Source organism: Nitritalea sp., assembly GCF_054166705.1.
Genome location: NZ_JBSZCV010000011.1, coordinates 25,395 through 46,935, shown reverse-complemented (window position 1 = coordinate 46,935; position 21,541 = coordinate 25,395). Strand labels below are relative to the sequence as shown.

18 protein-coding genes are annotated in these 21,541 nt (G+C 48.7%); 9 read left to right on the top strand and 9 right to left on the bottom strand.

Translation table 11 applies throughout. From position 1 onward, the window contains the following. Positions 1 to 132: 132 nt before the first annotated feature. The 5 genes from ACXIT9_RS08950 to ACXIT9_RS08930 all read left to right on the top strand — a co-directional run bounded on the left by ACXIT9_RS08950 (position 133) and on the right by ACXIT9_RS08930 (position 6,315). On the top strand, positions 133 to 2,886 hold the full coding sequence (locus ACXIT9_RS08950; protein ID WP_458055892.1) for a TonB-dependent receptor plug domain-containing protein: 2,754 nt from the start codon (positions 133 to 135) through the stop codon (positions 2,884 to 2,886). A 78-nt stretch (positions 2,887 to 2,964) separates the two neighbouring features. Further along, positions 2,965 to 3,855, top strand: a complete 891-nt coding sequence (era, locus tag ACXIT9_RS08945; protein WP_458055891.1) for a GTPase Era — start codon at positions 2,965 to 2,967, stop codon at positions 3,853 to 3,855. A 12-nt stretch (positions 3,856 to 3,867) separates the two neighbouring features. Next, complete coding sequence (der, locus tag ACXIT9_RS08940; RefSeq protein WP_458055890.1) at positions 3,868 to 5,181, top strand: ribosome biogenesis GTPase Der; 1,314 nt, start codon at positions 3,868 to 3,870, stop codon at positions 5,179 to 5,181. 75 nt (positions 5,182 to 5,256) lie between these two features. Then, positions 5,257 to 5,454, top strand: a complete 198-nt coding sequence (locus ACXIT9_RS08935; protein ID WP_009057164.1) for a hypothetical protein — start codon at positions 5,257 to 5,259, stop codon at positions 5,452 to 5,454. A 201-nt stretch (positions 5,455 to 5,655) separates the two neighbouring features. Then, on the top strand, positions 5,656 to 6,315 hold the full coding sequence (locus ACXIT9_RS08930; RefSeq protein WP_458055889.1) for an ImmA/IrrE family metallo-endopeptidase: 660 nt from the start codon (positions 5,656 to 5,658) through the stop codon (positions 6,313 to 6,315). Positions 6,316 to 6,402: 87 nt separating this feature from the next. Here ACXIT9_RS08930 and ACXIT9_RS08925 read toward each other — a convergent pair whose 3' ends face one another. Together ACXIT9_RS08925 and ACXIT9_RS08920 are read right to left on the bottom strand one after the other, a co-directional pair. Next, on the bottom strand, positions 6,403 to 7,218 hold the full coding sequence (locus ACXIT9_RS08925) for a hypothetical protein (RefSeq protein ID WP_458055888.1): 816 nt from the start codon (positions 7,216 to 7,218) through the stop codon (positions 6,403 to 6,405). A gap of 57 nt (positions 7,219 to 7,275) precedes the next feature. Further along, complete coding sequence (locus ACXIT9_RS08920; protein WP_458055887.1) at positions 7,276 to 7,896, bottom strand: hypothetical protein; 621 nt, start codon at positions 7,894 to 7,896, stop codon at positions 7,276 to 7,278. A gap of 135 nt (positions 7,897 to 8,031) precedes the next feature. On the opposite strand from ACXIT9_RS08920, the gene ACXIT9_RS08915 reads away from it, so the two are divergent. Together ACXIT9_RS08915 and ACXIT9_RS08910 are read left to right on the top strand one after the other, a co-directional pair. After that, positions 8,032 to 8,595 (top strand): RNA polymerase sigma factor, encoded by a 564-nt coding sequence (locus ACXIT9_RS08915; protein ID WP_458055886.1) that lies wholly within the window; start codon positions 8,032 to 8,034, stop codon positions 8,593 to 8,595. After that, entirely contained in the window at positions 8,592 to 9,866 is a 1,275-nt protein-coding gene (locus ACXIT9_RS08910; RefSeq protein WP_458055885.1) for a hypothetical protein, read from the top strand. Before ACXIT9_RS08915 ends, ACXIT9_RS08910 begins: the two co-directional genes overlap by 4 nt. Here ACXIT9_RS08910 and scpB read toward each other — a convergent pair. The 4 genes from scpB to ACXIT9_RS08890 form a co-directional block, all read right to left on the bottom strand. Continuing rightward, a complete protein-coding gene (gene scpB / locus ACXIT9_RS08905) occupies positions 9,863 to 10,429 on the bottom strand; it encodes an SMC-Scp complex subunit ScpB (RefSeq protein ID WP_458055884.1) in 567 nt (188 codons plus the stop codon). The genes ACXIT9_RS08910 and scpB overlap by 4 nt on opposite strands. Before the next feature lie 6 nt (positions 10,430 to 10,435). Next, entirely contained in the window at positions 10,436 to 10,819 is a 384-nt protein-coding gene (locus tag ACXIT9_RS08900; RefSeq protein WP_458055883.1) for a TraR/DksA family transcriptional regulator, read from the bottom strand. A 135-nt stretch (positions 10,820 to 10,954) separates the two neighbouring features. After that, positions 10,955 to 11,107, bottom strand: a complete 153-nt coding sequence (locus tag ACXIT9_RS08895; protein ID WP_169315092.1) for a hypothetical protein — start codon at positions 11,105 to 11,107, stop codon at positions 10,955 to 10,957. Between the two features lie 64 nt (positions 11,108 to 11,171). Further along, complete coding sequence (locus tag ACXIT9_RS08890) at positions 11,172 to 13,919, bottom strand: lamin tail domain-containing protein (RefSeq protein ID WP_458055882.1); 2,748 nt, start codon at positions 13,917 to 13,919, stop codon at positions 11,172 to 11,174. Between the two features lie 373 nt (positions 13,920 to 14,292). Here ACXIT9_RS08890 and ACXIT9_RS08885 point away from each other — a divergent pair, with 373 nt between their 5' ends. Beyond that, a complete protein-coding gene (locus ACXIT9_RS08885; RefSeq protein ID WP_458055881.1) occupies positions 14,293 to 15,282 on the top strand; it encodes an aspartate-semialdehyde dehydrogenase in 990 nt (329 codons plus the stop codon). Beyond that, positions 15,283 to 16,515: a THUMP-like domain-containing protein gene (locus tag ACXIT9_RS08880; protein ID WP_458055880.1), complete on the top strand. Its 1,233-nt coding sequence runs from the start codon at positions 15,283 to 15,285 to the stop codon at positions 16,513 to 16,515. It abuts the gene before it with no gap. 184 nt (positions 16,516 to 16,699) lie between these two features. Here ACXIT9_RS08880 and ACXIT9_RS08875 read toward each other — a convergent pair whose 3' ends face one another. From ACXIT9_RS08875 to lpdA, 3 genes are all read right to left on the bottom strand, one after another. Beyond that, entirely contained in the window at positions 16,700 to 17,059 is a 360-nt protein-coding gene (locus tag ACXIT9_RS08875) for a DUF4834 family protein (protein WP_458055879.1), read from the bottom strand. 46 nt (positions 17,060 to 17,105) lie between these two features. Further along, a complete protein-coding gene (carB, locus tag ACXIT9_RS08870; protein WP_458055878.1) occupies positions 17,106 to 19,925 on the bottom strand; it encodes a carbamoyl-phosphate synthase large subunit in 2,820 nt (939 codons plus the stop codon). Positions 19,926 to 20,136: 211 nt separating this feature from the next. Next, entirely contained in the window at positions 20,137 to 21,537 is a 1,401-nt protein-coding gene (gene lpdA / locus ACXIT9_RS08865) for a dihydrolipoyl dehydrogenase (protein WP_458055877.1), read from the bottom strand. Between the last annotated feature and the right edge of the window lie 4 nt (positions 21,538 to 21,541).

The window sequence follows — 21,541 nt, the reverse complement described above, 5'->3', positions numbered from 1 at the left end:
TGAACAAAAATCGACCATTTATAAATAATTTTCACCCATAAATCATAAAAAATAGTTAAAAAACTTCCCCCAGGGGAAAACTCTCCAGATTTCCCAGTAACTTTCCTCCCTTAACCAGCACCAAAATTTATCATGCAAGTAATCATCAAAGGCCTAGGCCGCTGCCTCGTGTGGATATTATTTTTTTGTATAGGATTTTTTACAGGTGGGCAAGAAAGTCAAGCACAACAAATCGAGCCCCCTACTTTTTTAGGACCACTCGAAAACTACAGCAGTCTACTCCCCGAGGAAAAGGTTTACCTCCACCTCGATAAAACGCACTACGTTCCCGGTGACACCATTTGGTTCGCCGCCTATGTGACAGCCGGCGCTTTAAACGTTCCCTCTCCCTTAAGTAAAGTCCTCTATGTAGACTTTTTATCTAATGAAGGCCAGCTTCTCGAGCAGAAAAAAGTAAAAATCGATCAGGGAGCAGGAAAAGGAGAATTTCGTACCCAGCGTTTCCAATCGGAAGGGCACTACCATATCCGTGCCTACACCCAGTGGATGAAAGGTTTCGAGAAATACCCAGACTTTCAGCAGCGAATTCAAATCCTGGAACCTTATAATTTAAGTTTTCAGGTTGAGCCGACCATCACCTGGGAGGCGGCAGGAACGAACTTTCAGTACACAGTAGATTTTAAAGCTCGAAACGAAAGAAACGCCCCTTTAGCCAGCGAATCCCTACGCTTCGAGGTAGTCGGAAGGGGTGAGCCCGCTACTCAGGGCCTTACGGGAACCACCAGCGCTGGCGAAGGCACCTTCCGCTTTGCGCTCAGCGAGCAACAGCTGCGCGAAGCCCCTGAGCTCCGTTTATTTTTAGATGAAAATGAGGAGTTCTCCATACAGCGCAGCTTCAAGCTTCCCCTGCCCGACGCCCTAGTTCGCGTCAGATTTTTCCCCGAAGGCGGAAACTGGATCGCCGGGATGCCCGCCAAGATGGGGATACAAGCCATGCTTCCCGATGGCTCCGGCAAAGCCCTAAAGGGAGAAGTGGTACTGGCAGAAGCCTCTTACGCTTTCGAAACCAATGCCCTTGGACTGGGCAGCATCACCTTTCCAGCCCTGGCACCGGAGGACCTAACAGGTGCAGGCATACGCTTTTCTGGCCTCGATGGCCCCCCTCCTGCCGCCACTTTACCCCCCTTGCGCACAGCAGGCATCAGCCTTAGCGTTACCAACTTTAACAATCAACTACTCAATATTTCTGCACACAATAGCAGCCCCAGCCTAGAGGCACAAGCGCTATATCTCCTCGTCCATAATCGTGGCGCCATAGGTCACTTGGAGCGCGTCAGCTTCCAGGACGGAGGGCTTAATAGCCGGGTACGGACGGAAGGCTTGCCCTATGGCATCAACCAGGTCACACTGTTGACAGAGGAGGGGACCCCCCTTGCTGAGCGTCTGGTGTACATACATAATCGCACTACTCCGGAGCTGCAGCTCCAGCCGGACCGCTTGGACTTTGCGCCCCGCGCCAAAAACACCTTTTTACTAGCACTCCCCTCTACGGCTGACTTTCAGGACGCCCGCTTTTCTGTAGCCATCACGGATGCCTTAGAGAGCGGGGATGCTGCGCATCAAAGCCTGGCCTCCTACCTCTATCTAAGTGCCGACCTCGATGATTTTCACCTTCCTGCAACCGAATTACTACGCCAGTACGCACATGAAGACATGGAAGAAATCATGCTTACGCACGGCTGGAGGCGCTTCGACTGGGAGCACCTGATGCAGGAGAAGTACCAAAACAGCACCTTCATAGAAGAAGGCATCAACTTGATCGGGCAGGTCAGCCCCGGTAAAGGTATTCGCGGAAAACTGCGGGGCGGTAGCATTTCGGTATTCGTGGATGGGGAAGAAGAGGCTTTTCTGGCTGGAGATTATGGACCGAACGGAAACTTTCTTTTCGATGCGCTCGAGTTTTACGACACCACGCAGGTAACGATTTCGGTGAAAGATGGACGGCTGGGGACCTTAGTAGACCTAAATTTAGAGGAATCTCCGAATACGTATGCCTACTGGGAAGAGTTCACCCCTTTCCGGGGTGATTTCACCCTTTCGGAAGCGCTTCTGGAGGCATTAGCACAGGCGCGTAAACGCAAAGAAAGTGCGCTGGCTTTCGACGAGTCTAGCTTGATGGAAATGGAGGAGTTTGTGGTGGAAGCCGATAAATACGATGCTGTGGAAGAGGGCATCGACCGCATGTATGGGCAGGGAGATGTCACCTTGCGCACGGCAGATATTCCGGGTTCAGAGGCCTTTCTTGATATTTGGCAGCTCATTCAAGGCCGCGTACCGGGTGTACGTGTCACCTATAATATCGGTGGGCAGCCTAGCATCGTCATTCGAGGCTCAGCCAGCTTTGGGGATGAGGCGCCTATCGTCTTACTCGATAATATGCCCGTGGATTACATGACAGCAGGAATGATCCCCCCACGTGATGTGTCGGCGATCGATATCTTTAAGGATGGGGCCAGCTTGTCTATTTTCGGCGCTTCCGGAGGTGGTGGAGTGATCGCCATCTATACCAAGCGCGGATTAGGAGACCCCTCCGCACTAGGTGAAGGGATGTTTTTACTCCAGTTTCCTGGCTATGCGCGCGCGGCCACTTTCTATCAGCCGCCTTATGAGCGGGGGCCGCTGGCCAAACCAGACTACAGAGGAACGCTCTACTGGAATCCCGATCTGCGCTTAGATGGAGATGGACGGGCGACACTTCCTTTTTTTAACAGCGATGTCGCCAAAACATACCGCGTGGTGCTACAAGGCCTGGATGCTGCCGGGCAGGCCCTGTATCAAGAGTGGGTGCTCGGTCCACAAGGACTCCTGCCTGTAGGGGAGAACTAAACGGGCGGGCGGCAGCAAAAAGGCTGCATGCCCGCTTTTAATTTTTTTTTAGCTAACTTTGCGAAAAAAAATATGGTCATGAATCCCATCCCACACAAAGCAGGATTTGTTAATATCATCGGGAAACCGAATGTCGGCAAGTCCACGCTTATGAATGTGCTGATAGGTGAACGACTTTCGATCATCTCCTCTAAAGCCCAAACTACGCGACACCGCATCATGGGCATAGTGAATGAAGAAAACTACCAAGTAGTTTTTTCGGACACCCCAGGGATGCTAAAACCCAAATACGAACTGCATAAAAGCATGATGGGTTTTGTGTCCATGTCTTTAGAGGACGCAGATGTGATTCTTTTCGTAACCGATCTATTCGAAACCGACAGCGAAATAGAAGACGTACTGGAAAGAATTAACCAATCCGGAGTTCCGGTTCTATTGGTGATTAACAAAATCGATCTATCGAAAGAAAATCAGCTAGAAGACGTCACCGCCTACTGGACAAGTCGCTTAAAAGTCCACACCGTCATTCCTATCTCCGCACAGGAGCTCTTTAACATCGAGCGCATCATGCAGGAGATTTTAGACATCCTGCCCGAGCACCCTCCCTTTTATGATAAAGAAGAGCTGACCGATAAAACAGAGCGCTTTTTTGCCTCGGAAATTATTCGGGAAAAAATCTTTATCAACTACAAAAAAGAGATCCCCTACAGCACAGAAGTAAACATAGAGGATTTCTATGACGAACCCGACATCTTAAAGATTCGTGCCGTCATTTATGTGGAGAGAAAGTCTCAAAAAGGAATCCTCATCGGTGATGGAGGAAAAGCCATCAAACGCATCGGTATTCAGGCTAGAGAAGCCCTGGAAGCCTTTTTTGGCAAAAAAGTTTTCTTGGACACCCATGTGAAGGTGGAAGAAGACTGGAGAAAAAATAAAAATAAATTAAAGCGATTTGGTTACGACCAGTAACAGCGATATACAATGGCGAATATAGTAGCAATAGTCGGCCGACCGAATGTAGGAAAGTCGACTTTCTTCAACCGACTGGTGGAAGAAAGAAAAGCGATAGAAGATAATATGAGTGGGGTGACGCGTGACCGTCATTACGGGCATGCCACCTGGGGCGGCAAGTTTTTTTCTGTCATCGACACAGGAGGATATGTTACCGGCTCCGATGATGTTTATGAAAGTGAAATTCGTAAACAAGTAAAACTGGCTATCGAAGAAGCGACGGTGATCCTTTTTGTGGTGGACTGTCATGATGGCTTAACGGACCTGGATAAAGAGTTCGCAAATGAACTGCGCGGGACGAAAAAACCGATATACGTAGTGGCGAATAAGGCAGATACATCCGACAGAATCTTAGGTTCTGCTGAGTTTTATGGTCTCGGACTGGGAGAAAATGACGTCTTTCCCATCGCCGCAGTCAGTGGCGCGGGTACAGGTGACTTGCTGGATGAAGTCATCCAGCATTTACAAGACGATATGCCGGAAGATCCGGATGAAGGCATTCCGAAAATCGCAATCTTAGGACGCCCGAACGTAGGGAAATCCTCCTTTCTAAATGCCCTTTTAGGAAAAGAACGCTCTATCGTGACAAACGAAGCCGGAACCACGCGGGACGCTATCCATACGCGGTACAAGTTGTACGGTAATGACTTTATCATCACAGACACGGCGGGCATTCGAAAAAAAGCGAAAGTAAAAGAAGATATCGAGTTCTACTCCGTCATGCGTTCGATTCGCACGCTGGAAAACTCCGATGTGCTCATCGTTATCATCGATGCCGAGCGAGGACTGGAAGCACAGGATGTGAACCTGATCAATCTTGGCATAAAAAATAATAAGGGCATCATGATCATGGTGAATAAATGGGATTTGATCGAAAAAGACCATAAAACCATGGACACTTTTAAAAAAGAAATGATGGAAAAGCTCGGTGAAAATCGATGGATCCCGATGATTTTTACCTCCGTCGTAGAAAAGCAAAGGATCTTTCAAGCAATCGAGCTGGCCGTTAAGGTATACGAAAATAAGACGCGCCGTATCCCTACCTCTAAGTTGAACGATGCCATGCTAGCGGAAATCGAACGCTATCCACCGCCAGCGTGGAAAGGAAAGTATATCCGCATCAAATATGTAACACAGCTGCCAACAAAAAATCCTGTGTTTGCTTTCTTTTGTAATTTGCCCCAGTACCTACGCGACCCCTATACGCGTTACTTGGAAAATCGATTGCGGGAGCATTTTGAATTTGATGGAGTACCGATCAAAATCACGTATAAGAAGAAATAACATAAAGTTTTTATCGGATATTTGCAAATTACATAAAGCTTCGTACCTTTGCGCATCAATTTAAGAAACCAAACAATGAAAAAATTATTAGGATTGCTAGCAGTAACAGGCATGCTATTCACTGCAGCTTGTGGCGAAAAAGAAGCTTCTGAAGAAACAGAGATCGAAGTGATCATCGAGGACATGGAAGAAGCTGCTGAAGAGGTAATCGAAGAAGCGGAAGAGATGATGGAAGAAGCTGAAGAGGCTATCGAAGATGCTGTAGAGGCATAAGTTCATTTCGCTTTTACTGAAAGGCTCATCTTGCAAAAGGTGGGCCTTTTCTTTTTGTGATGTGGCAAGAAGCGCTTATTTTTAAGGGCTTTAATGCTTACTTGCGAATGCCCGAAAACCAAAAAAATAAAGGCACCTCCTACTCACTTTTAAGCGTAGCAAAAATAAGCCTAGCCCAAAAAATCAATTGTAAACTTCCCCATGCCGCCTAAAATAGAAACCCTTTTCGAGCAATACATGCCTGCGGGCGCAGTGGCCTACTGTTCGGCAGAATTCCGAAAGACACCCTGTAGCATCTTTATCGTACAGCCTCGCAAACGCTTATTAGGAACCTACAAGCCGAAAACACTGGAAATTACCCTAAATGCGAATCTAGGCCCTTCGCGATTTGTATTCACCTTTTTACATGAGCTTGCTCATCATCGGATCAACAGAGACTTTTGGAGACAGGGTGAGCCAGTAGCTTCTCATGGGTCGGAATGGCGCTACTACTTCAGTGAATTACTTTGGCCTTTAACACGACCCGACTTTCCTGCGTTTTCGGATGATTTTAAAGAAAAACTCTACAAGTACCTCCCAAAAATAGGGGCGACTCTCCCCCACAATAGTCCTCTGTACAACTTTTTCCTAAGGGAGGAAATCGAGTTAGGTCTCAGAAAATCACCAGAAATAGGACCCGCAGAAGTGATGGGGCTACCCGCATTAGCGGACGTTCCTGTAGGTGGGACCTTTATTTTTCGCCAAAAAAACTACCGCAAAGTGAAAAATAGACGCGCCTTCGCTCTTTGTGAAGAACTGAGTACGAAAAAAAATTACCTCATCCGCCTCCAGGTAGGTGTACAGATAAAGGAAAAGCCCTAGCCGTTTTCTATACGGACTAAAAAAGAGGAAAGCGAAAGGAAAGCACTCCCTTTCGCTTCCTAAAGACGATTGTACAGCGAATATCCTTTAGCGCGCCAGCACCAAGCGGTCGGATCCGTCTTCCTCGACAAAACGTGCGCGCTGCCCACTTAACTCGCTTAACACCCAGTCTTCATCTAGGAGTCTGACAGGATTTTGATTCGGGAACTCCATTTCTAATACGATACGCGCATTTGAAAACTCCACTTTCCACTGCCCATTGAGCGCATTTTGGCCGGAGGCCAAAAACTGCACGTGCCCCATGTCTGAGAACCGTAGAGTACCTCCCTGAAAAAGCGTAGTGCGATCGGTGTTCCCTTCGCGCATTTCTTCAACACGGATAGTGTCCACACGCAAGAAATCGAATACGTTACCAGCTGTTGCATTAGTCACTGGAGATGTCACTTGCTCCTGACTTCCTACAGGAAGAAAAACGAGACGGTCCACCTGGCCTTCATCACGATCCTCCAGCACGATGCGCTGCTTGCTTTGTTCTACGATGCGCCAGTCTTCATTTAGCTCAGAGAAAAGCATGTTTCCTGTGAATCGAATGTCCAGCTTATCATCAGAAGAGCGTCTTATAAGCTGCCAGCTCCCCCTGATTTCTCCGGAGGCTCCTCGAGCCAAGAGACCTCCCCCTTCCTGAAAGAAAAAGGACACCCCTTTGAAGTTGGGCGTTAACTCCTTGCCGTCTTCCACAAATAGGGCAAGGCGCCAAGCTGTACCTGCGGCCTCATTGTTTTGGTTAGCAGCATTCCCCGAAACTGGAAAAGGGCTATCCGTAGGTACGAAAACCGGCTGCTCATCTGTAGCACAAGAGAAAAGTGCCAGTAGAATAGCCATAGTAGCGATAAGGTTTTTCATTTGCTAATCATTAAATAAAAGAAGAAATAGATTTATTAAATAAAAGAAGAAATAGATTTACAGATCGGAGAATCGAAAGAGGCCCATTTTTAAACCTATAGAAAAGGTTAGGGCATTACCGGCCGCTGGCACACCCGGAGCCTGCTCGATAGTGCTGCCCATAATACGATAGCCCACACCGGCATATAGGCGGGCGAAGCGGTGCAGGTTCAGTTCGAGCTGAGCCCCTGGCTCAAAAAACAAGGTAGTGCTTTCCGGGAAATCAAACCCTCTACCTGCATCGTCTATCTCTACTTCCATCACACCCAGATAAAGTGGGAAATTAACGTGAACCAAACGATTCGCCTGCCAAGTGTAAGAGAAGTAGCCTCCTGCTTGCCAAGAATCCAAATGAGCGCGTGAAGATAGGTCCTGAAGAGCCGGCAGGGGGCGTGGGTCATTTAATAGCTGTCCATAAAAAGCTCCTATCGTGAACTTGTCCTGAAGGACGAGGCCACCCTGAATAGTGAAAAACAGAGAACCTTCATTTGCTAATTGGGTCAACTGTAATCCCGGTGCGACCATAAACCCAAGGCTTTGTCCATCGGGCTTTCCTGAGAAGAGTGTCTTAGGAGCTTCCTGAGCGAAAACAAGTGTGTGCAGGAAAAATAACAGCAGAAGTGAACTAACTTTTTTCATAAATGTCATTTAAATTGTGTGAGATGGATTAGTTTTGGGGTATCACGCCGCACATGGCCACATAGGTTGCCTGAAAAAAATATTTATTTTCGAGGCAACCCTTCGCTGAGCTTGAAGCGTAATGGCCTTGTAACTATGACTGCATCAGACGACACCCGACTTCCAGTACTCATCGCACAGTGTAAGCGTAAAGACGAAAGAGCCCAGCGGGAACTTTTCGCCATTGCCTATCCCGCAGCCATGGGGGTCTGCCGTCGATATGCTCCCAGCCGAGACGAGGCGCATAGCATTTTAAATGAGGGCTTCTTAAAAGTTTTTACCCACTTAGACCAGTATGACGACGGACTACATTTTCTGGCTTGGGTAAAAAAAATCATGGTACACACGGCAATCGATCACTACAGAAGACAAAAACGATATGCCCTCAAGCATCCAGAAATTCCAGACCACTGGAATGAACCCTTCGAAGAGAGCATCCTGGATCAATTAAGTACGGACGAGTTACTCGACATGATAGGCCAACTGAGCCCCGCATACCGGATGGTATTTTCACTTTACGCCGTAGAAGGATACACCCATAAAGAAATTGCCGAAAAACTTGGAATCACGGAGGGCACTTCCAAGTCTAATTTGGCGAAAGCCAAACAAAAGTTACAGCAAGCCATTCAAAACCGACGAAGGAAGGAGGTAAAACCATGAGCGAGTCCAATAATTTCTATAAAAAAATAGGTGAGAAGCTCAGCTCGCACGAAGAGCCCTTTACGCATGAAGCCTGGCTGAACTTCCAGCCACAGCTGAAGGAAAAGCTTTTACCTTGGTACCGGAGCTGGTACATGCCTTACCTGTACAGTTCTTTATTGGCGATGCTTCTTTTTGCCCATTTTCAGCTAAGCCGATGTTCTGAACCTGGCGGTGGTATCGCTACCGCACCTGTCGTAAGCATTACACGACTGGATACCCTGTATCTCGTGGACACGATTTACATGAAAAAGACCATTGTCGTGCAGGAAGAAATACAACAGCTACTCACAAAAGAAAATAGGCACACAACTCTATCTGAAGCGTTTCCCACAGCTCCATCGGAAGCGTTTTCCTTAGTACCTATGGAAAAGGATGCACCCGATGGTACAGCACCAAATCTGGCAGCAAGTATCGATATTGAAAAGGAAAAAGGTGGCCTAGCGGCAAAAAACATCCAGAATCCTTCTGCTGCTCGTGAAAGCCGAGGTGAAAGCTTCCTCCCTCTCACCACACCGAATGCGCATGAAGCGGGTAGGGACTGGAAAGCGGTGTTTGAACAAGAAAAAGATACTTTAGGGGCCGAGGCCAAAACGATGCAGGATGATCCTCCGGCTACTAAAACGCGGCCTCTGGTAATTCTAGAGATGGGCTTGGGTGCTCAGCTTCCCATACACCCTTTCGTCGAATATCCCGTCGTGGGTCTACAGCAGGTTCATATCGGACTAGAATGGGCTAGTGGTTGGAGTCTTTTCACAGGCTTTTACCACGGCCGCTACAAAGGGGAAATCGATGATGATGATTTCGATCTATTAAACACCAGGCAGTTAGCACAACTTCCTTCCAGCACACGTCCCTTAACCGATATCGATGAAATCTATACAGAACAAAACCAGCTCTTTTTCCCGCTAGAACTTCGCTGGCGCTCTGCGCCCGTTGATGCCTTTAGCTTTGAAACCGGCTTTGGCCTAATCGGCAGTTATATTCGTAATCAACGCATTCGCTATGAATTCGAAGACCGACTGGGATTACCAGATAGCGAAGTACGCTTGCCTGTGCGAGACTTTTCCGTCTCCCACCTAAAAGTAAGTGTCGGCACGCAGGCGTTATTGAGCGAAAAACTGAGCATCTATTTAAGAAGTAGCTACTGGCAGCCCCTCACAGGCACCGGGCTGCTGGATCTACGGGTTAGAGGGATCGATGTGGCCGTGGGCGTTCAGGTGGCTTTTTAGTCCTCCCGCTCCTTTAATTCGAGCCCGATCTCATTCTCCTCAGCTGAAAAATCTTTCGGCTGAGGTAGATCTCGCAAGTCGTTAATCGAAAAATATTCCATAAACTTTTCGCTGGTCCCGTATAACAAGGGCCTACCGATCGCCTCCGACTTGCCACGGATCGCGATAAGCTCCTTTTCTAAAAGTTTTCCCACAGCATAGTCGCAGTTGACCCCGCGAATATGCTCAATTTCCGACTTGGTAACAGGCTGCTTATAAGCGATAATCGCTAACGTTTCCATCTGCGCCACAGAAAGCCTGCGCTTGGTTTGCTGCTTCAAAAGAACAGATAATGCAGGATGAAATGCGGGCTTGGTTAAAAATTGATAGCCGCCCGCAAGCTGTTCCAGCCCGAAAGCATACTGTTCATCAGAATAGCGCTGGCGTAAGTTTTCCAGCGCCTCCTCGATGTGCACTTCCTCCACCGCCGTTCCAAACATATCTGCTAAACAGGCCTGAATGTCACGCACTTTTATCGGCGCTGTAGCACTGAAAACCAAAGCTTCCACATGTCTCTCCAGCATGCCTCCCTAACGCTTGGCCAACTTCGCCTCGATGGAATGCATCGTATGTGGAACTGCACGCAGTCGCTCTTTGGCGATCAACTTCCCCGTGTCGACACAAATGCCGTAGGTACCGTTTTTAATCCGCATCAATGCCTTCTCTAAGTTGATGATGAATTTCTGCTGACGCGCAGCAAGCTGATTAATGCTTTCGCGCTCCAGTGTATCCGCTCCATCCTCCAAGACTTTTGAAGTCGAAGCAGTATAATCTGTCCCACTATCATTCCGCTTGCCTAATGTATCCTTTAACATCGCCAGCTCCTGCTTGGCCACGGCCAGTTTTTCGTTGATTAATTGCTCAAATTCCTTTAGCTCTTCCTGCGAGTAGGACGTCTTTTCTTCCTGATTCATAAGGCCACCTTTTTTGTAACTTGTGTAACGTAATCGTGCTGTTTCTGTTTCGAGCCCTAAATTACGGGCCTTTTTCCGATTTCAAAATGAATTAGACTGAAATAAAAAAACCACCCGAAGGTGATTCTATTATCTTTACATGGAAAGCTGCTGCAGCCGCTTTTGAAGGATTTTCTCATCCACAATCAACCTGTACTTCAGACGCAGGTACCGCTGAATGACATGTAAGTTTTTTCCTTTTTTCAGGAAATAATCTTTTAGGGCGAAGGTTAAGAGATCATTTTTCATAGGTTTTTTATTTTCGGGCGATTAATTAACATGTTCTAAATATACGTAAAAACGAATGATTTTGTTATAGATTACGACCTACGGGCAAAGTTTTTTTCACTTGAAGCGATTTTCCAGAAGAATGTCGAAAGACTGCTTCCAAAATATAATAGCCCGCACGTATGCTTTTTCCTTCAGAATGGGTTCCTCCCCAAACCCAAAAACCACTTTCTCCTAACAAACAACCGGAACAGAGGGTCTCCATGACCCTACCATCCACACTTCGCACCCGCACTTCTGCCGTATAACCTGGCGCATCTGTCTGATAGCGAATGGTGAAAAAAGTAGGCACACCCGGTGCATCGGGCGCGATTAAATCAGGGCTGACTTGGATCCAACCCTCAGCCGCAGCTGCCTCCGTTAACTGGGCCGAATTCGGAAGCGTAGGCGTAGCATAGCCCACATGAGAAGCGGCACTGTGCCAGACCCCCTGCTTTGCGGCTCCCGCCGCAAAGGTCGTCCGCTCCAAAGAGACTCCCCGAGAAAACTGTAGCATCGGATGATGCATCGCCTCCGAATAGGCAAAGCTCTCCAGATCATCCCCTTCTGCATCTACAATATACACCCTCCCTTCGCTCCGCGAAAAAACAGGCAGTGACACCTCCACGATCGCCTCCTCTCGAGCAGCTGCATGACATGCGCATAAAGCCGCAGCATCCGCTGTGAAAACCAACAGCTCGCCAGGAGGGAGTAAAAAAAATTGCTCGGACATGAGCCGCACACTCCCGCGATCCCCGGTACTGGAAGCAGTCGCCAGTCCCAATCCTGCCACATCTAAAAACTTTTTAGATACATTTTTTAGCTCGATAAAAGGTGGACAGCCCCCCTCTGGATCAAACATCAGCTCGCTTATCAAAATATCTCCAACAGTTATCTCCTCTGGTAAAATTAACTCGAGGCTGTGAATGGACTCCGCCAAAGGAGTGCCCGAACAGCTCACCAGAGACGCTAATAGCAAGCGCTCGGGACTACCCGGAACTACAGGTTCTGGAAGTAGTACCCGAAGCGTAAAGGGTTCCTCTCCTCTTTCCCAGGCAAGGCTTTCGGTATTCCTTGCCAGCTGGGGACCTCCTACGCTAAAATCTGGCCACTGATTAAAGCGCAGCAAGACCTCCTGACCCTCGATGAGCTCCCAATGCTCCAGCTGGAAGGGGAGCGCAGCCATGGCGCCGAGCTCTGCGACACTATTTGGTTCCCCCGGCGTCCCTCCCCGAGCATCTTCGCTTAAGCGGATGTTTTCAAAAGAGGCGCAGGGATAGGAAAGGTCGACCAGCTCGATGCTTCGACCAGACCCTACCGCGTCCGCATCGCGCCAAATGGTCCCTGGATACAGCAGTTCATCCAGTAGAACTCCCTCCGCATACAAGCGCACAGCATCCCCCCCGACTAAGAAGGAGGGCCAGTTGGTCAGCCCAAGACGTGGACCGAAGGCTTCAAAATCGGCCAATCGGGCACGCGGAACCAGCAAGAAATGACTTTCCGGAGCTACTAAGAGCCCTGAAGCGGAGGTTTCCCGACGGCTGCTTGCCAGCACGATATCTTCCAGGTATACCCAGGCAGGCGTCGTGTTATAAAGTTCTACATACTCCGATACAGGCAGTGGGTGATGTTCCCGTGGATTTGGCATGAGCTCCTGAATCCGAATGGCAGATGCTCCCAATTCAGGCACCTCCAGAAGGCGCTCTTGGACCGGCAAAATCCCCGTCCTATTGTCCTGCAGGGGTAGCGGCGCTAGAGCCACCTGTACCCTTCCATGCACACGCCACAGGTCTATTTGGGCACGGGAAAAGTGTAAAAGTACCACATCCGGATAACTCTCGAAGGCAGTGGCGAGCGTCGGCTCTTGGCCATTAATGGCGTACTGGACACTGTTCAACCCAAAAACAGGATCTAAGGCTGCTGAAAATTGAAGCAGAAGAGTTTCTGTCCCTACCACCTGTAACGCTCGGAGTGTGAGCGGAATAGCATCAGGCACTTCGGGCAGTTCAGGAACAGATCCATCCTCAGGCTCCAAAGTCCCCGGGTCTTCTTCGGGCTCAGAGGCTTCCGGTTCTTCAGGGACTTCCTCGGGATCAGCCGGAGAGGCTTCCTCGGGCTCCTCCGGTTCTACCGGTTCCACAGGCACTTCAGGGTCTTGCTCTGGCTCCCCTGGCTCGGAAATAGGCTCCTCAGGTGCTTCGGGTTCCTGTGGCAAAACGGGAGCATCTGCCTCTAAACCCTCCTCGAGGCGTACCTCGTCCAGGTAAAATCGTGCAGTAGTCCCCGAACCAGCCCCCTGACCCGCCTTTAAATAAAAATAAAGAGACTGCCCCGCTGTCCACTGAAAGGAAAAAGCATAACGTGTGTAGGGAGTATCTGCATTCGGAAAAGCGGTTTCCGCCGCAAGCGGCAAAGGCTCCGCAGGCACTTCTCCCGCTTGCCCCACCACGCCGACACTTACTGCTACTCCCCGGGTGCCACTCCCATTGCGACCCGAGCGTGCGATGAGCACAAAGGTCCCTTTGCCGCTCTGCGGCGCCTGAAAATGCCCCCAAATTTCACCATCAAAGGTCCCTATCGGCTGAATCGCTAAAGCGGCTCCCGCTGTCCCCTGCTCTGCAGCTTGAAAAACCCGGGTGCGCTCTCGTATTTCATTCGCCGTCCACCCTTCTAAAAACGGTTCAGGATGCGACTGCACCTGAAAAGGCTCTCGAAAATGCTGCACCTGCTGCGCTTCTAGCGAAAAATAAAGCAGCCCGAGAGCTCCTACTAAAAAAATGATACGCTTTCTCATGCCGGAAAGATACGAACAGCCGGAAAGCAGACGCGGAAGAAAAGCGCCTACAAGTGCTTTTTTTCATTTCGAACCCCTTTTCATGCGGTGAACTTCCTCTTTAAGAAGCACCTAGACCTATAGAAACAGGTTAAAATACCGCTCTTTTTCTTTTCGCTTACAGCTACCTGCACTTTCCCCACCTGCCATTATGAAAATCACGTAAATCCAACTAAAACATAACAAAATCGGAAGAAAAAGACTTGAAATGCTAAAATATACATAAGGCTCTTCTGCTTTCATTCTCAAAAGCACTACCTTTGTGAAAAATTTAGCCCGGAAGCTGGGCTAAATATTAAATTCGCCTTGGCGCTCATTTAATTCAATCCTAAACATGAAATTAGCCGTCGTAGGAGCCACCGGTCTGGTAGGTTCCGAAATCCTCGAAGTGCTCGCTGAGCATAACTTCGCCTTTGATGAGCTACTCCTGGTAGCCAGTGAACGATCTGTGGGAAAGGAAATTACCTATAAGGGAAAACCGTATCAGGTAATCGGATTAAAACAGGCTGTTTCTGAAAAACCGGACATCGCCATCTTCTCCGCAGGGGGCAGCACCTCACTGGAATGGGCACCACAGTTTGCCGCTGTCGGAACTATCGTTATCGATAATTCTTCGGCATGGCGCATGGATCCTACCAAAAAGTTAGTCGTTCCGGAAATTAATGCCAAAGACTTGCGCATAGACGATCGCATCATCGCGAATCCTAACTGCTCCACGATCCAAATGGTCGTGGCTCTCAACCTCCTCCATGCACGCTACCGCATCAAGCGTATCGTCGTTTCTACCTACCAGTCCGTCACGGGAACTGGAAAAGATGCCGTAGACCAAATGATGGCCGAGCGCGAAGGACGCGAGGCGCAAATGGTTTATCCTTATAAAATCGACTTGAACGTCCTCCCGCATATCGATGTCTTCCAAGCGAATGGCTACACGAAGGAGGAGATGAAGATGATTCTGGAAACTAAAAAGATTTTTGGCGACGAGCGCATAGCGGTGACTGCCACCACGGTACGCATTCCGACTATCGGAGGGCATTCTGAGGCCGTTAACGTGGAGTTCTACGAGGATTTCGACTTGGAAGAGGTGCGCGGCCTGCTGGCCAAAACCCCTGGCGTGATCCTGGAGGATGATCCAGCGACCAACACCTACCCGATGCCTCTAACCGCACATAAAAAAGATGCTGTCTTCGTGGGACGTGTGCGTCGCGATGAGTCGCAGCCGAACACACTGAACCTCTGGGTAGTAGCTGATAACTTGCGAAAAGGTGCCGCCACTAATGCGGTACAAATCGCCAGCTACCTTGTCGAACACAGCTTGGTGTAAATGCAGTTTCCCGACGAAGAGATTCAGGCCGCCATTCGAAAATTCGTGCAGGAACATCAGGGCGATGCGCCTGCACGAATTTTATTGCGCTACCACGGAAAGGTGCCCTTCGACCTGACTTTTGCCGTACAACAGATTCAGGCGCGCCAAAAAGCGAAGAACAAACTTCCCTCCTGGTGTGCGCACCCCGATTTACTCTTTCCCCCTAATCTCTCTTTAGAGCAAGCCTCCTCGGAGGAAACCGCAGCCTATAAGTGCAGTCTCGTCTCCGACGGCTTACGCATGGGCGACCTGACAGGAGGCTTAGGCGTGGACTTTTGGGCCTTAACGGCCCAATTCCAAGAGGGGCATTACTTCGAACAAAATTCCGAGCTGCTTCAACTAGCCCAACATAATTTCAAACATCTCCGCCCTGAAAAAAAGCTACACTTTCATGCAGGGGATAGCCTGAAGGCGCTGAACCAGTTCCCTGATAAGCATTTCGACCTGCTGTTTATCGACCCAGCGAGAAGAGGAAGCCAGGCAGAAAAAGTATTCCGCCTCGAAGACTGTAGCCCTGATGTCGCCACACACTGGCCTCTTTTACGCCAAAAATCCAGGCAGCTGCTGCTAAAACTTTCTCCCATGTTGGATATCCAGCAACTCCTACGGCAGCTGCCGGAGCTGCAGAAGATCTGCATTATCAGCGTTAAAAATGAGGTAAAAGAGCTCTTGGCCTACTTTTCTGACCGCCCACAAGCGACTGCCTCTGAGGCTAGGGTGACATTCGAGACCGTAGAACTTCAGCAGGAGGGCCTGCTGCGATTCCTGTGCACCGAGCAAGATTGGAAGCAGGAAGCGCCCCTTACCGAAACCATCGGCTCTTACCTGGTGCTGCCAGGAGCGGGAGTGATGAAGTTAGGGGCCTTTGCGGCTTTCAGCCGTCAAACCGGACTTAAAAAACTCCATGGAAATACCCACCTCTTTTCTGCTGAAGTCAGCGACCTGCCCACTTTATCCGAAATCCCTTGCCGTATCTTCGCCCTTCAGAGCGAAATCCACCAACCTAAAAAAGAGTTGAAAAAAATCTTCCCTTCGGGAAAAGTGAATGTCATCGCAAAAAACCACCCTCTAACGGCTGCCGGATGGAAAGAAAAATTCAAGCTAAAGGATGGGAGTGAGGACTACCTCATCGCGGCCAAAACCCTCAGCGGAGACCGTGTCTGGCATGCACGTCTTCACCCAAAAAAATAAGGGTGAAAAAACAACACCTAAGTGCTTCCCAATAATGAGCAGGCTGGGGGCATAAATTGAAAAACCCCTCGTAACTATAAAGTAAAAAAAGGACAGCTGCCTTCCTACGAATAAGTAAGCCTGAAGAAAAATGGGATATTCTATCCCACAAAAAAAGGAGTGTGTCCACTCCCTCCGATTTTTTCTACTCTTTTACCTCTTCATAATCGATATAATCGCCAGAATCATCTTTTCGATTTCGCTTATCCTTAAACTTAGGCGGAATATGGTCCACCTGTATTCCTCCGGATGCCGGGCGGCTACCTGTGGGCTGTCTCCGCTGCTCTTCCTGATAGATGCCATTTGCCCTGTCGATGAACTGCTTCAACTTGCTGCGCAGAAAATACTGCAGCAGCTTGGAGAAAATCCAAGATAAGGCAATGGTAATGATTAAAAACTTTAAAATAAAACCCATAAATATTATTGTCTTTATTAAACTCCTACGGCATAGCTGTCCGCCCCATGGGATAGAAATCAAAAGGCCGGTCGCCCGGCCCTTCTTCATTAAAACTCAATATCCGGATCCCTCCGACTATCTCTCCTTCAATAACTTATCTGCTCAAATAAAGGTTTCTTTCCGCGTAAATCTTTAAGAAATAGTCGTCCATTAGATCCTCGATGAAGTAAATGGCTTCACCAGTAGATTTCATCTCAGGCCCTAATTCCTTATTCACATTCGGGAATTTATGGAAAGAGAAAACGGGTTCCTTAATCGCGTAGCCCTTTTTCACAGGGTTGAACGTAAAGTCTTTCACCTTTTTCTCCCCGAGCATCACCTTCGTGGCATAATTTACATAGGGCTCTTGGTACGCCTTACAGATAAAAGGAACGGTGCGGGAAGCACGCGGGTTCGCCTCGATTACATAGACCATATCATTTTTGATGGCGAACTGAATGTTTATCAACCCTTTAGTCTTCAGGGCCAATGCGATCTTTTTCGTATAGGTCTCGATCTGCCGCATCACGTAGTCTCCCAAGTTGTAGGGAGGTAAAACAGCATAGGAATCGCCCGAGTGAATACCCGCCGGCTCGATATGCTGCATGATTCCGATGATGTAGACATCCTCGCCATCGCAAATCGCATCTGCCTCAGCTTCTATCGCTCCCTCCAAGAAGTGGTCTAACAAGATTTCATTTTTCGGAATATCGCGCAGCACGCGCACTACGTGCTCTTCAAGCTCCTTCTCGTTGATAACGATTTTCATCCCCTGCCCACCTAGCACGTAGGAAGGCCGCACTAAAAGCGGGAAACCTAATGTTCTGCACAGCTCCAGCGCTTCATTTGTATTATGAATAGTCCCGAACTCTGGATAAGGCACCTCATTTTCTTTTAACAAAGTAGAGAAACGACCTCTATCTTCTGCTAAATCCAGTGCCTCATAGCTCGTCCCAATAATCGGGATGCCGTATTTGTCTAGTTTTTCTGCCAGCTTCAGGGCGGTCTGGCCTCCGAGCTGCACGATCACCCCTACCGGCTTTTCCTGCAAAATGATTTCATAAATATGCTCCCAAAATACAGGCTCGAAGAAGAGACGATCCGACACGTCGAAGTCCGTAGACACCGTCTCTGGGTTACAGTTGATCATGATCGTCTCATAGCCACATTCCTTGGCCGCCAGCACCCCATGCACACAGGAATAATCGAATTCAATCCCCTGGCCGACGCGATTTGGCCCCGACCCTAATACGACAACTTTCTTTTTATCAGAAGGAATCGCTTCGTTTTCCTCTCCGAAGGTGGAGTAATAGTACGGCGTCTGCGCCTCAAATTCCGCCGCACAGGTGTCCACCAGCTTATACACCCGCTTGATGTCCATTTCCTCATAGCGTTTTTTAAACACTTCGCTTTCTAAGCAGCCCAGTAGATGCGCTAGCTGTCGATCTGCATAACCCTTACGCTTCGCCTCAAACATTAATTCTCTCGGAATACTTTCCAATGTGTGCGCGTCGATACGATGCTCAAGCTCGATTAAATCCTCAATTTGCTTGAGGAACCACTTGTCGATCTTGGTCAAGTCATAAATCGTGCGGAAGGAAATCCCCAGCTTAAAAGCATCATACACATGGAAAAGTCTGTCCCAGCTTGGATTTGCCAGGCTATATAAAATCTTCTCTTGATCTTGCAACTCTTTGCCATCGGCCCCTAATCCATTTCGCTTGATTTCTAGGGACTGACAGGCCTTTTGTAGTGCCTCCTGAAAATTTCTTCCGATACCCATTACCTCGCCTACCGCCTTCATGGAAAGACCAAGCTTGCGATCTGAGCCTCTGAACTTATCGAAGTTCCAGCGCGGAATCTTCACGATCACATAATCGATCGCGGGCTCGAAAAAGGCCGACGTGTTACCAGTAATAGAGTTTTTCAACTCATCCAAGTTATAACCAATCGCGAGTTTCGCCGCTACCTTCGCGATGGGATACCCTGTCGCCTTGGAGGCCAATGCCGAAGAGCGAGAGGTACGCGGGTTAATTTCGATGCCGATGATGTCTTTATTGTCTGGGCTCACGGCAAACTGCACATTACAGCCCCCTGCGAAGTTGCCGATACCATTCATCATTTTGATGGCCAGGTTTCGGAGCTCTTGATACACCGTGTCCGGAAGTGTCATGGCCGGGGCGACCGTGATAGAGTCTCCGGTGTGGACCCCACAGGGGTCAAAGTTCTCAATCGAACAAATCACCACCATATTCCCCTTAGAATCACGTAATACTTCCAGCTCGTACTCTTTCCAACCTAAAATGCTTTGCTCCACTAGAACCTCATGCGTAGGTGAGGCCTTTAACCCCGTCATCAGCGCCTTTTCGAAGTCTTCCGGCTTTTCTACAAAGCCCCCGCCACTACCTCCAAGGGTATAAGAGGGACGGATCACTAGAGGGAAACCGATTTCCTGCGCGATTTCATTCCCTTGTAGAAAAGAGGTGGCTGTACGCCCTAGACAAACGCCCACGCCTAACTTTTCCATCAGCGCTTTAAACTTCTCTCTGTTTTCAGCAGTCTCGATGGCATCGATGTCCACGCCGATCATACGCACTCCGAACTTCTTCCAAATGCCCGCATTATCGCAGTCGATCGCAAGGTTCAGGGCCGACTGCCCTCCCATAGTGGGAAGCACACAGTCGATGTCCGGATGTTCTTGAAGAATTTTTACAATCGACTTCTTTTCGAGTGGCAACAGATATACATTGTCTGCCGTCACCGGATCCGTCATAATGGTGGCTGGGTTAGAGTTGATTAAGGTTACCTTAATACCCTCTTCCCTAAGTGATCGAGACGCCTGAGAACCGGCATAGTCAAACTCGCAAGCTTGACCGATGATGATGGGACCTGATCCGATTAGGAGGACGTGCTTGATACTAGTATCCTTAGGCATTTTAGAGTGGGATTTAAAAGAGGTTAATTACTTATGGCTAAATTGGTGCAATATTAATAAATTATTTTTTAAGTCAGCCACCAAGAGGCAAGAATCCAAGGCTTTTTTTGAAAACCTTAAAATAAGGCCTACACCTGCGACCCATAAAAAAAACCGCTATCACCCTAAAGCGATCGCGGTTTTTTTTTGACTTAACACTTCATCCGTAGAATTAAATATGCAGTGCTCGGTTATCTGTTGCGGCCAGACAGGCCTCCTTAAAGGCTTCTGTGTAGGTCGGGTGGGCGTGCGACATGCGGGAAATATCCTCTGCGGAGGCACGGAATTCCATCGCCACCACCGCCTCAGCGATCATATCGGCTGTACGTGGCCCGATCATGTGAACACCTAAAATCTCATCTGTCTCCGCATCGGCCAGCACCTTCACGACACCATCTGTATCCATGGAGGCACGTGCACGGCCTGAAGCCATAAAGGGGAACTTACCGGTTTTGTATTTTCGCTTCTGCTCCTTCAGCTGCTCTTCCGTGTAGCCCACAGACGCTACCTCCGGCCATGTATATACCACCCCTGGAATTAGGAGATAGTTGATATGAGGCTTCTGCCCAGCGATTACTTCAGCGACGAAAGCCCCTTCTTCTTCGGCTTTGTGGGCTAGCATGGCTCCTTTCACCACATCTCCGATGGCGAAAATATTCGGCACATTCGTCCGTAAGTGCTCATCCACCTCCACTTGTCCTCTATCGGTAAGCTTGACGCCTGCTGCCTCAGCATTCAGGCCATCCGTGTACGGGCGGCGACCGATAGAAACGAGCACATAATCACCTTTCAAGCTGATCGTCTCGCCTTTCGCATTTTCTGCCTTCACCTCTACTTCATCGCCTTGGTTTTCTACCCCTACCACCTTATGCTTCAGGTAGAAATCGAAGCCTAGCTTTTTCAGCGACTTCTGCAGTTCCTTCCCCATCGTGCGGTCCATAGATGGAATGATCGCGTCCAGGTACTCCACTACAGAGACCTTAGCTCCGAGACGGCCATACACAGAACCCAGCTCCATCCCGATGACACCACCACCGATAATGATCATATGTTTGGGAATCTCCTTTAATTTCAGCGCCTCCGTAGAAGTAATAACACGCTTCTTGTCCAGCTCGATAAATGGTAAACTCATCGGCTTGGACCCTGTAGCGATTATGATATTTTTCCCCGTGATCTCTTCAGAGGCTCCATCCTCCTTCGTGATTTTTACCGTATTCTTGTCCACGAAAGACCCTAAGCCGTGAAAAACATCTATTTTGTTTTTCTTCATCAAAAATTGAATGCCGTCGACATTCTGCTTGACCACATCGTCTTTACGCGCGATCATCTGGCCTAGGTTAACCCCTAAGTTCTCTAGGTCTATCCCATGCGTCTTAAACGTATGGGCTGCATTATGATAATGCTCCGAAGAGTCTAAAAGTGCCTTAGAAGGAATACAACCCACATTCAAGCAAGTCCCCCCTAAGGTGCTATATTTTTCGATTAACGCGGTTTTCATGCCCAGCTGAGCAGCCCGAATCGCGGCTACATAGCCACCCGGACCTGATCCGATAACGATAACGTCGTATGTCATTTTG

Coding starts and splice junctions, on each gene's coding strand:
- carB (WP_458055878.1), bottom strand. CDS start 19,925: ATGCCTAAGGATACTAGTATCAAGCACGTCCTCCTAATCGGATCAGGT.
- ACXIT9_RS08895 (WP_169315092.1), bottom strand. CDS start 11,107: ATGAAAAATGATCTCTTAACCTTCGCCCTAAAAGATTATTTCCTGAAA.
- ACXIT9_RS08880 (WP_458055880.1), top strand. CDS start 15,283: ATGCAGTTTCCCGACGAAGAGATTCAGGCCGCCATTCGAAAATTCGTG.
- ACXIT9_RS08935 (WP_009057164.1), top strand. CDS start 5,257: ATGAAAAAATTATTAGGATTGCTAGCAGTAACAGGCATGCTATTCACT.
- ACXIT9_RS08900 (WP_458055883.1), bottom strand. CDS start 10,819: ATGAATCAGGAAGAAAAGACGTCCTACTCGCAGGAAGAGCTAAAGGAA.
- ACXIT9_RS08885 (WP_458055881.1), top strand. CDS start 14,293: ATGAAATTAGCCGTCGTAGGAGCCACCGGTCTGGTAGGTTCCGAAATC.
- ACXIT9_RS08950 (WP_458055892.1), top strand. CDS start 133: ATGCAAGTAATCATCAAAGGCCTAGGCCGCTGCCTCGTGTGGATATTA.
- ACXIT9_RS08915 (WP_458055886.1), top strand. CDS start 8,032: ATGACTGCATCAGACGACACCCGACTTCCAGTACTCATCGCACAGTGT.
- scpB (WP_458055884.1), bottom strand. CDS start 10,429: ATGCTGGAGAGACATGTGGAAGCTTTGGTTTTCAGTGCTACAGCGCCG.
- ACXIT9_RS08920 (WP_458055887.1), bottom strand. CDS start 7,896: ATGAAAAAAGTTAGTTCACTTCTGCTGTTATTTTTCCTGCACACACTT.
- lpdA (WP_458055877.1), bottom strand. CDS start 21,537: ATGACATACGACGTTATCGTTATCGGATCAGGTCCGGGTGGCTATGTA.
- era (WP_458055891.1), top strand. CDS start 2,965: ATGAATCCCATCCCACACAAAGCAGGATTTGTTAATATCATCGGGAAA.
- ACXIT9_RS08930 (WP_458055889.1), top strand. CDS start 5,656: ATGCCGCCTAAAATAGAAACCCTTTTCGAGCAATACATGCCTGCGGGC.
- ACXIT9_RS08875 (WP_458055879.1), bottom strand. CDS start 17,059: ATGAAGAAGGGCCGGGCGACCGGCCTTTTGATTTCTATCCCATGGGGC.
- der (WP_458055890.1), top strand. CDS start 3,868: ATGGCGAATATAGTAGCAATAGTCGGCCGACCGAATGTAGGAAAGTCG.
- ACXIT9_RS08910 (WP_458055885.1), top strand. CDS start 8,592: ATGAGCGAGTCCAATAATTTCTATAAAAAAATAGGTGAGAAGCTCAGC.
- ACXIT9_RS08925 (WP_458055888.1), bottom strand. CDS start 7,218: ATGAAAAACCTTATCGCTACTATGGCTATTCTACTGGCACTTTTCTCT.
- ACXIT9_RS08890 (WP_458055882.1), bottom strand. CDS start 13,919: ATGAGAAAGCGTATCATTTTTTTAGTAGGAGCTCTCGGGCTGCTTTAT.